General features: G+C 60.1%; 9 protein-coding genes. 1 reads left to right on the forward strand and 8 read right to left on the reverse strand.

The window, feature by feature from the left end; translation table 11 throughout:
• Positions 1 to 23 precede the first annotated feature (23 nt).
• The 4 genes from RAD10_RS33975 to RAD10_RS33990 form a co-directional block, all read right to left on the reverse strand.
• The gene (locus tag RAD10_RS33975; protein WP_461620843.1) at positions 24 to 1085 is read right to left on the reverse strand and encodes a Gfo/Idh/MocA family protein; all 1062 of its coding nucleotides are present in this window, start codon (positions 1083 to 1085) and stop codon (positions 24 to 26) included.
• A gap of 69 nt (positions 1086 to 1154) precedes the next feature.
• Positions 1155 to 2417 carry a UDP-N-acetyl-D-mannosamine dehydrogenase gene (gene wecC / locus RAD10_RS33980; RefSeq protein ID WP_461620844.1) on the reverse strand — a complete coding sequence of 421 codons (1263 nt, stop codon included), beginning with the start codon at positions 2415 to 2417 and terminating at the stop codon, positions 1155 to 1157.
• Positions 2410 to 3534 (reverse strand): non-hydrolyzing UDP-N-acetylglucosamine 2-epimerase, encoded by a 1125-nt coding sequence (gene wecB / locus RAD10_RS33985; RefSeq protein WP_461620845.1) that lies wholly within the window; start codon positions 3532 to 3534, stop codon positions 2410 to 2412. Before wecB ends, wecC begins: the two co-directional genes overlap by 8 nt.
• Positions 3535 to 3537: 3 nt before the next feature.
• Positions 3538 to 4332 (reverse strand): WecB/TagA/CpsF family glycosyltransferase, encoded by a 795-nt coding sequence (locus RAD10_RS33990; RefSeq protein WP_461620846.1) that lies wholly within the window; start codon positions 4330 to 4332, stop codon positions 3538 to 3540.
• Between the two features lie 179 nt (positions 4333 to 4511).
• Between RAD10_RS33990 and RAD10_RS33995 the strand changes: the two genes are divergently transcribed.
• The gene (locus tag RAD10_RS33995) at positions 4512 to 5399 is read left to right on the forward strand and encodes a glycosyltransferase family 2 protein (protein ID WP_461620847.1); all 888 of its coding nucleotides are present in this window, start codon (positions 4512 to 4514) and stop codon (positions 5397 to 5399) included.
• Here RAD10_RS33995 and RAD10_RS34000 read toward each other — a convergent pair.
• The 4 genes from RAD10_RS34000 to RAD10_RS34015 are packed head-to-tail and all read right to left on the reverse strand — an operon-like array spanning position 5396 to position 10584.
• A complete protein-coding gene (locus RAD10_RS34000) occupies positions 5396 to 6616 on the reverse strand; it encodes a hypothetical protein (RefSeq protein WP_461620848.1) in 1221 nt (406 codons plus the stop codon). The two genes, RAD10_RS33995 and RAD10_RS34000, sit on opposite strands and share 4 nt — an antisense overlap.
• 26 nt (positions 6617 to 6642) lie before the next feature.
• Positions 6643 to 8070 (reverse strand): HlyD family type I secretion periplasmic adaptor subunit, encoded by a 1428-nt coding sequence (locus RAD10_RS34005; protein ID WP_461620849.1) that lies wholly within the window; start codon positions 8068 to 8070, stop codon positions 6643 to 6645.
• Positions 8067 to 10271: a peptidase domain-containing ABC transporter gene (locus RAD10_RS34010; protein WP_461620850.1), complete on the reverse strand. Its 2205-nt coding sequence runs from the start codon at positions 10269 to 10271 to the stop codon at positions 8067 to 8069. The genes RAD10_RS34005 and RAD10_RS34010 overlap by 4 nt, the downstream gene beginning before the upstream one ends.
• Positions 10249 to 10584 (reverse strand): hypothetical protein, encoded by a 336-nt coding sequence (locus RAD10_RS34015; RefSeq protein WP_461620851.1) that lies wholly within the window; start codon positions 10582 to 10584, stop codon positions 10249 to 10251. The genes RAD10_RS34010 and RAD10_RS34015 overlap by 23 nt, the downstream gene beginning before the upstream one ends.
• Between the last annotated feature and the right edge of the window lies 1 nt (position 10585).

Here is a 10585-nt window from a genome sequence, read left to right on the forward strand (position 1 = left end):
GGTGAGCTGGGTCGCCGCGCGCGTCATGCTATCGCTCTGGCGCGCTGCCGGGTTCCGTAAGGCTCGCGCAGCAATACGGGCGCACCCTGCTTTGCGATCGAGCACGATGCCGCCTCCAGAACCTCGATCACGCGGAGTCCCGAGATGCCGCTGGAAATCGGCTGGCCACCGGTGCGGATGCAATCGACAAAATGATCGACCTCCGTCTGTAGCGCCTCCATAGTCGAGATATGCGGAGCCCACATGTCGCCGGCGCGATATCCGATCCGAAACTGATGTGCATCTTCGGGAGGCGCGTCGAGCGTAATTCCCTTGTCATAGACCTTGATCTTTTCGGTCGGCTCGAGATCGTCGTAGACAATCATCTTCTTGCTGCCACCGATGAATGTCTGGCGTACCTTGACGGGCGACAGCCAATTGACGCTGACGTGGGCCACGCACGCGTTGGCAAAAAAAAGCGTGATGTGCGCCATATTCTCCGGCGAGCCGACAACGTGGCACGAGCCGGTTGCCGAGACCGCGATCGGCGCCTCATCAAGGATATGGTGGATGATCGAGATATCGTGCACCGCCAGGTCCCAGATCACATTTACGTCCTTTTGAAACAACCCGAGACTCGCGCGCGTACTGTCATAATAGTAGATGTCGCCGAGCTCTCGGCTCAGCAGGAGCTCCCGGATCTTCTGGACCGCCGGCGTATAGAGGAAGGTATGATCGACCATGAGCGTCAACCCGCGCCGATCTGCTTCCTCGATCAAGCGGGTCACGAGCTCAGCGCTCGGCGCGAGGGGCTTTTCGACCAGAACATGCTTTCCGGCTCTCAGCGCCGCAATTGCCAGCTCGTAATGCGTATGCACCGGCGTGGCGATTGCGATTGCATCGATACGGACGTCTTTCAGCAAATCTTCGTAGCTAGAGGTCGTTTCCACCGCAGGATAAAGCTGCTTCATCGCGCCAAGCCGCCCTGGGTTCAGGTCGCTCACGCCGACGACCCGGGTGGCGGGATTGATCGAAAAATTGCGAACGAGATTGGGTCCCCAATAGCCGCACCCCACAACGCCGATTCCCAATTGACTGTCTCGCATGCTAACCTCGATGCATCCAGAAGGTAGCCTCTAATCATCCCATTGCCGACGATCACTTCGCGCCGGGCATTAAGTCCGCACTGGCATGTCCTGCCATATGCCCCGGGTATCTATGACGTCGAGATGTCGTCGCTCCGATAGGGGCACCATCTTGAACTCGTCATGATCGACGAGAAGAACCGCGATTTCGCAGCTCCGCAGAGCCTCCTCGATGCTCACGAAAGCGACACGGTAATCCGCCAGCTGAGGCGGCAGACGGCGAAGGTTCGGCTCAACGACCTTGACGCGCTCTCCGTACTTTGCCGCGAGATGCGTGGCGATCTCCATGGCGGGACTTTCACGCAAATCGTCGACATTGGCCTTGAAGGTCAATCCACAACAAGCGACGTTTGCATAGGGATGATCCTCGATCAGCGCCTCTGTACGTTCGATGATCTTCTGGGTCTTGGCGTTGTTGACTTCCCGGCTTGTTCTCATCACCCGAGCGAGGTCTGGTGCAGAGTCGATGATGAACCAGGGATCGACCGCAATGCAGTGCCCGCCTACTCCCGGTCCTGGCCTCAATACGTTTACGCGAGGATGGCGGTTGGCGATGTCGATCACCTCCCAGACATTGATGTCGAACCGCTCGCAGATCAGCGAGAGTTCGTTCGCGAATGCTATGTTGGTGTCGCGGAAGGCGTTTTCCGTCAGCTTGACCAACTCAGCTGCGCGTGCCGTGGTCCCGACGCAGGCGCCGCGAACAAACATTTTGTAGAAGCGTTGAGCACGCCGCGTGCAGGTTGGCGTAATTCCCCCAATGCACCTGTCGTTGTTGATAAGCTCGGTCAGGATCCGTCCCGGCAACACGCGTTCTGGACAATAGGCGACGTAAATCGCTCCATCTTCCTTGCCGTTGACACCTATGTGCAGATCTGGTCTGCGTTCGACGATACGTTTTGCTATGGCCTCAGTCGTCCCGATCGGCGATGTCGATTCGAGGATGACGAGATTACCCGGCGCAAGGATGTCAACGATCTGGTCGACTGCAGCATTAACGCTTGAAAGGTCTGGACGGTTTTCGCGATCAATCGGCGTCGGCACTGCGATGATGAAGACATCGGCAGGCTGCGGCTTGGTGGCGGTCGTCAGGGCACCGCTCGACACAACCTTGGAAACGAGACCATCGAGATCTGGCTCGGCAATGTGAATCTTTCCGGATGCGACCGTATCGACGATACGCTCATTTGTGTCGATGCCGACCACCTGCATTCCCCGGCTCGCAATCAGCGCTGCGGTCGGGAGCCCGATATAGCCAAGTCCAACGACATTGATCTTCTGAAATTCAGGCATCGAGAAGCACCTTCACGATACGCTCGCTCGCGTGCCCGTCGCCGAACGGATTATGCGAACGGGCCATGGCGGCATAAGTCTCGTCATCGTCGAGCAAGCGAAATGTCTCGGCAACGATCTTGTCGTAGTTCGCGCCGACCAGGCGCGCCGTCCCGGCCTCCACCCCCTCAGGACGCTCGGTCGTATCGCGCATCACCAGGACTGGTTTGCCGAAGGTTGGGGCCTCCTCCTGCACGCCACCTGAATCCGTCAGGACCAAATGGGACAACGAGAGCAGACTCACGAAGTCCGTGTATTCCTGAGGAGAAATGAGGACGACCCTCGGGTGATCCGACAATCGGGACGCAAACAAGTCGCGGACGTTTGGATTCGGATGCACTGGGAGCACCACAGCAACGTCTTCCCTGTGCAGGATCGTCTCCAACGCGTTCACGATGTTGACGACACCGCCGCCGAAATTCTCCCGGCGGTGGCAGGTCACCAAAATGATGCGCCGATTGCCGTGTCGCTTCTTGATGCCGTCCCAGCGGCACGAAAGCCCCGGATCGGATTCGACCATGGCTTTAGCGAGGATGAGCGCGTCCACTACCGTGTTTCCGGTGACGTGGATGCGGTCGTCCGAGACGTTCTCAGAGCGCAGCGCGCGGGCAGCGCGCTCTGTCGGCGCGAAATGCTGATCGGCGATCGACCCGACGATCTTGCGGTTCACCTCCTCGGGCCACGGAGCGAAGATGTCGCCGCTGCGCAGTCCCGCCTCGACGTGCGAAACCGGTATCCGGTGGTAATAGGACGCCAGCGCGCCGACCATGGCAGTCGCCGTGTCGCCTTGGACGATAACCCTGGTAGGCTTCACTTTGTCGAGGAGCTCACCGACCTCTCCGAGCAACCGGGCCGTCAGATGATCCAACGTCTGATTGGCCGTCATGACGTTCAGATCAAAATCCGGAACTACCTTGGCGAGCTTGAGGACCTGATCAAGCAACTGTCGATGCTGTGCCGTCGCACAGATCGTTAGCGAAATGTCCTTGCGATTCTCGGCCTTGAGTCGGTTGATGACCGGAAAGAGCTTGATGGCTTCTGGTCGGGTTCCCAAAAGGATGAAAAAATGCTTGCGCACGTCTCACCCTCCGATCCGACTCGGGCCCGGCGGCACGGCGCCCGGCGCGCCGAATGTATGCCCTATCGCTTGCTTGATGAGCGCTTGCACCAGGATGCCCGCAAACAACGTGTTCGTTGTGGCGTATCGCCACCACATCCGCCCGGGCTCTTGATAGATGCGGTAAAGCCATTCGAGGCCCAGCCCCTGAATCCGCGCCGGCGCGCGCCGAACGGTGCCTGCAAGGATATCGAACGCACCGCCGACGCCCATGATAAAGGGTACGCCGAGCTCGTCACGGTGGGCGGCGAGAAAGCGCTCTTTCCGTGGTGTCGGCATGGCGATGAAGAGACAATCGGCCGCGCTGGACTGGATGTCCCGCACGACGTCCCTCTCCTGCTCCGGCTTGAAGTAGCCGTCGTGCCAGCCGGCGAAGACGAGTGAGGGATATCTCTCTCGCGCGCGTTGCATCGCCTGGTGCAGGACGGCGGGCGTCGCTCCCAGGAAATAGGGTTTGTAACCCTCCTGCGCACATACCGCGAGCAACTCGGCCAGGAGATCGACACCGGCGACTCGTGACCTCGCCGGCAGCCCCAAGACTCGGGCGCCCCAGAGAATTCCCATGCCGTCAATGCTGACGATGTCGCTGTTGGCAACATCGGCCGCGAGCATGGGATCCGATCGCATATTGACAAACTTGGCGACGTTCAGCGCGACATGTTGCAGCTGTCGGCGGCAACGCATGGCGCCGCGCGCGAGCTCGACGGTTTCCGCCATTGTCAGCAGGTCGATGGGGCACGCCAGGAACGATGCACGCATTTGAACCGACCCTCCAAAACGCAATTTGTTTAAGTTGCATTTAAGATTATAATAAGGATAATAATCGGCTAACATTTAATTGCAAGGATTAAATGCAGCAACCCCCTTCAGGGACGCTAAATTACCGCCCCGGCAGATATGCCGCAGGCCGACGTGAATTAAATAGGGGCATCATCAAAATGATCTCGGTCATTATTCCCCACCTCAATCAGGCTGACGCCTTGGAAGCCTGTCTGCGAAGCCTGGATGCGCAGACCCTGTCACGGGATTTGTTCGAGATCATCGTGGTGGACAACGGCTCGACCGTGCCGCCGATAGACGTCATTGCCGGCCATTCCGGCGTCAGGCTGGAGCACGAGGCGCATCCCGGTCCGGGCCCGGCGCGAAACACAGGAGCAGCTTGCGCGAGAGGCGATATCCTCGCTTTTGTGGATGCCGACTGCCGGGCTCATCCGGACTGGCTGACCGCGATCCGTGAGGCGTTCCAGCAAGCCAGGCCGGGGACGATCCTTGGCGGAGAGGTTCGCATCAGGCCTGCCGCCGAAGGGCGTTTCACCGCGATCGAAGCTTATGAAAGCGTTTTTGGCTTTCGCAATCGCTTGTACGTCACCAAGCACGGCTACTCCGTCACGGCAAATCTTGCGGTTCGCCGCGCCGACTTTGCGAAGATCGGACCTTTCCCGGGCATTCAGTTCGCGGAAGATATGCAATGGGGACAAATGGCCATCCGCGCCGGCTGCGAATTTCGCTACGTTCCCGGGATGATCGTGTTCCACGCTGCGCGCCGCTCTCTTCGAGAGCTCTATGCGAAATGGGACCGCCAAATCGCGCACTACCGCAACACCGCACAGGCCGCGCGCGGCTGGCAGCTGCGCTGGTTTGCCACGGCCCTTCTCGTCCTGGTATCACCGGCGGTCGGCGCCATCACTGTACTGACGAGCGGACGCCTCCATGGAATAAGCGCGCGCCTCAAAGCGATTGCCGTTCTCTGCGCGGTTCGCAGCCATCGAACGACCAGAATGCTGGCCCTACTTCGGAGAGAGGGCACGGTTGTCTGGAATCGCTAGCCGATCGCGCTGCCGTTGCGCTGCGGCACGCTACCGGCCGGGCAGGCTGGCTGTTCGAACGCGACGTTGTGACTGAGATCCCGCAAGTCGGTACGACGACCGAATGACCACAAGATCCAACCGAGCTCGTAGCTGCGGCACTCAAGCCGAACGTCCACATCTGTGCTGTCGATCAGGTCTCCCCCGCCCTCGCGCCAGACGTTCTTGATCGCCCGCAACACCCGCGGCGCCTTGGTCGTCAGTTCACCCTTGCGAACCTGCGAGCGGATCGTCAGGTTCAGTTCAGGCACGAGCATGGTCCGGCCTAGCTGGTTCTGACCAAGTACCCAGTTGAATCCCTTGACCAGCGCTTCCCGGGCTCCCCGTCGTCCAAAGCGCTCGGCCCATTCCAGCAGCGCTGGGGCCATTCCATACTGATGGACCGAATAGATCTCGTAGAAATCGAGGATGCGGCCGCTCGTCGCATCGAAGAACCACGGCCATTCACCTTGGGGACCTTGCAGCGCAATCAGATCGCGCACGCAAGTATCAGCCATGACGAGCGCGGACGCATCGCCGGTGAATTCGCCGTACTGATAGCAGGCGATGGAGAGATAGGTTTGCGTCGCAAATGATGCGAAACGGCGACGGAAACCGGACGGCGCATCGAAGAACAATCCGGAATCGCCATGGAAACGTTCCTTCAGGAATCGGTAGAGCGGGCCGGCAAAGCATAGCCACTCCTTCTCGCCTTCCCTCGCCTGGGCGATGACACCCGTCAGCAGCATGCCAAGGTCCTGCGCCCGAAAAGCCTGCCACCGCGACTGATCCGAGAGAACCGCTTTCAGCTCGCGCCTAACTGGCTCCGGAACAGGAAGGCGGAGCTCGGCGGCAGCCCACAGCGCCATGCCGAACGCATATTTGCGCACGGGGAGCGCGGTAAGCCTAATGGCATTTCGATAGAAGATCTCCGGGAGATCAATATCAGCCGGAAGCTTCGCGACCCGCGACATCCCAAGCAAGACGTTGAGAGTGTAGAACACGTCGCTATGCGGCAGCGACTCGTTCGGCGAAGCGGGCCGGTCGAGGCGATAAATATGCGACCAACGACGCTCCGCGGGCAACCAGCACCGCTCAAGCCCCTGCAACGCGTAGTTCACCAGCGGCGAGTTTGCTAACGGCGCCTTCGCTTCAGCGGGCACTAAGAATTTCACACCAGAGTTCGGACTGATCATCATTTCCAGTACACCATTGTAAATTCGGCTCAGTACTCCCGGATGCTTTCATCCAAGCCGCGAAGCAAGGGATAGAGGAAATATGAAATCACCGTTCGCTGTCCGACTTTCATCTCGGCGGTGACCGCCATACCGGGAATCAACTGAACGCGCTCGGACGGCAGCCGAAGGTGCGTGTCCCGCAGATCGATCAGTACGCGGTAATAGGGAGCTGACGACCGGCGCACACCTTCGGCCTTCGCCTCTGGCGAGAATGAGTCCTGACTGATGACTCCGACCTCGCCAGTAGCGGTGCCGTACTTCTGAAATGGAAATGCCTCGAACTTCACTCGTACGGCCTGCCCGACCGCCACCTGCCCGATATCCCTGCCCTCCACGTTGACCTCCGCCCGGAGCGTCTCATCCCGTGGAACCAGCACAAACAAAGTCTCGGCCTCGCGGACCACCGAACCCACCGTTCGATTGGCGATGTCGAGTACCACCGCATCCGCCGGTGCATTCAGCACGATCAGCTGCCGACGGAGCTCCGCCTTTTTGAGCTCTTCGGCAGTTCCATCGCGCTTTGGTAACGTCTCGACAAGTTCCTGATAGGCGCCGCGGCGAAACTCGGCGGCGAACACCTTCTGGTCTGCACGGGCCTTGTCCAGGCGATGCGTGTTGTCGACGATGCTGCCACGGACTCGCGCCATGTTGCTTTCGACCTCCAGCCGCGCATCCCGTGATAGCAGGAAGTTCAGTCTTGAACCGACCTCCTTGGCCATCAACGCGTTTCGCATGGCTTCAATGGACTGCATCGTGTCCAGCCGCTGGGCCAGGACCAACTCCTCGCTCTGAGCCGTTTTTAGATTGGCCTGTGCGGACGCAATCTGCGCGTCATAGTTCTGGATCTGAAGGTCGTAAGCCGCCTTCCTCTGGAGGAATACCTTTCTCTGCAGAGCTTGGTCGGCGTTCGCCGTCTCATCGAGGCCGTAGTCCGTGCCATCCAACTCGGCTCGAAGCCGGTCGATGGAGGCGTCGAGACCCGCCAGGCGGCCGCGCAGTTGGGCGAGATCGGCCTGAGAGAATGTCGGATCGAGGACCGCAAGAACGTCGCCACGATTAACGGCGTCGCCGGCCTTGACGCGAATCTCCCGAATAACCGAGGTTTCCAGCGGCTGTACGACCAGGTTCGGACGCGTCGTGATCAACTTGCCCTGTGCGGTCACAATCATATCAACGCGAGACACACATGCGAATGTGATCGCCGCAGCGATCAGGGCGACGACGCAATAGAGCGTGATCCGCCCCAAACGCGGTGGCGTCTGCTGCTCGATCTCAGCTGCATCTGACTGAAATTGCGCGACAAAGCGAGAATCTGTGGGCGCGGACCTCATGAGCCGGCGTCTCGTCCGTGAACCGGACGGAGATCCGGATCTGCCTGAGGCTGCTTCAGCTCTGGTCTTTTCAGCCGCAGTCATGCGACTTGCCTCGTCTGCTGGTTCCAGAGATGCCTGTAGAATGTACATTTCGACAGCAGCGCGTCGTGACGATCTACATCGACGACCCGTCCACGGTCGATCACCAAAATCTGGCTTGCGTCCGACAGCATCGAAAGCCGGTGCGATACGATGACGACGGTCCGTCCCTCCGCGATACGTCGCAGATTGCGCCGAATGATCGCCTCGCTCTCGGAATCCAGTGCGCTGGTGGCCTCATCGAGGATCAGGATGCGCGGGTTGACGATCAAGGCCCGCGCGATCGCAAGCCGCTGCTTTTGCCCGCCTGACAGGTTCGATGCCTGCTCCTCGAGCATGGTGTCGAACCCCCTCGGCAGCCGCTCTATGAACTCGTCCGCGCCGGCGAGCTGAGCCGCCCGGACGACCTCCTCGAATGTGGCGTCGCGCCTCACGCATGCGATATTTTCGCGCACTGTGCCCCGGAATAGGAAACTGTCCTGGAGCACGATCCCTAGATTCCGCCGCAGATGGGCGAGATCGATCTCGCGCGAATCGTGACCGTCGATGCGCACCAACCCCTGCTGCACCGGATACATTCCCGCGATCAGGCGTGTCAGCGTCGTCTTGCCCGAACCGCTCCGGCCGACAATTCCGAAGATCGAGCCGGGAGCAATCGAGAACGACACGTCGTCCAGCGCCGGCGTTCCCTCCCCATAGCGAAACGTGACGTTTTCAAACTCGATCTGCCCGGCGAAGTCGGGCCGCACGCCTTCGCGACGACCGTCGCGTTCCAGCTCCGTGTTCATAACCTCGCCGAGCATCTTAACGGCGAGCGCAACCTCTTGATATTCATGCACCATGGTCACCATCTGCACCAGCGGCCCCGAAACCCGTCCCGCCAGCATGTTGAAGGCGACAAGTGCGCCGATCGTCATCTCGCCGCCGAAGACGTCGAGCGCACCAAGTGCGACGATGCCGAGCGTCATCATCTTCTCGAGGAAACCGGTCAAGGCCTGAGCGCCCGCCGAGATTTTTTCGACGCCAAACCGCATCGATACCGACTGCGCGCAACGATCGTCCCATGTCCTGTTCTGGCCGGGCTCCATGGCCAACGACTTCACGGTACGCATGCCGTGCACGGTCTCAACGAGGAGCGCCTGGCGCCCGGCTTCGGCCTGATAAAGCTGGTAGAGCCGCCGTCGGAACGGTCCCATCAAAATAGCAATCACGCTCGCGCTGATGGCGGTGAAGGCCAGCACGACGCACGTCAGCTTGATGCTGTATAGCGCAAGAACAGGCAGAAAGACGAAAAGCGAAAGTGCGTCCAAGGCGGTCAGAAACAGTCGGCCGGTCAGGAACTCACGGATTCGTCCGGCCTGCTGCATGTGCTTCACCAACACGCCGGCCGAGATGCGCTCGAAGAAGGTTACCGGAAGTCCCAAAAGATGCCGAAACGTCCTGGTCGCGACCCGGATGTCGATCTTGTTCGTGGCATAGAGCAGCAGGTAGCGCCGCAAGAAGCTGAAGACGGCGTCGAAACAGAGCGCAAGGATCGCGCCAGCCGAGAGCACGTAGAGTGTCGTGAGGCTCTCATGGACAAGAACCTTGTCGATCACGAGCTGAAAGAAGATCGGAAGCGCCAGCCCGAGCGCATAGAGGAACACCGCAGCAATTGCGACGTCGGAAAGGAGCCGCCACTCCCGCAGCATTTCGGGTATGAACCAGCGCAGTCCGAAGGGCCTGTGGCCCTGCGATGGGGAGCTCTCGCGCTTGAACAGAACGACCTTTCCGGTCCACCTGGCGCAGAAGCGGTCCGCATCGACCAGCAGGTGCTCTCCTCTCCGCTCGGCCAGAGGATCGAAGACTGTTACAGCGTCGCCTTCCGGCCCAGCGCCGACCACGAGGACCCAGTTGAGGTTCGAGAGCTGGACAAGAGCCGGATAGGCTTCACCGAGCTGACATATCGCCTTCCAATCGAGCTGCGCCGTGCGGGCGCGAAGGCCAGCATCATGAGCCATGCGCAGCAAGAGATCGGTCGAGATGCCAGTCTCGTCGACGGCATAGGCGTGCCGCAACCGATCAGAAGGCAGATCGATACCGTGATGGGCAGCGATCCGTGACAGGCATTCAAGGGCCGTTTGAGCAGCCCGACGCGGCTCGTCCTCGGACGACGGCGGTTCTGGTTCGAACCTCTCGATTTCAACGGAAGTTGGTTGAGGCATTGGAAGATCGCGGATTGTCCGAAACTGGCGAGGCAGGCTCGACGCGCGCACTCGCCTGTGGCGCGGCCATCGGCGTCCTGGGCCGAGAGCGCTGGACGACGCCGGCATCGACCAGACCCTGAAGCGCGTTCTGCATCACCTCCACGGAGTTCGCGAACGACTCCGCCGAAAAGATCAGCCTTTGCCGAAAGACTTTCTTGGGCGCGTTGTTGGCATCACGTTCCGTGGGTGAGAGACTGACCAGGTCCACTCGCACGATCGACCCGCCAATTGTGACCTCGTCAATCCCGTCAGTATAGAGCTCTGTATGCATT

The sequence above is a fragment of the Bradyrhizobium sp. 23AC genome, from assembly GCF_054863025.1.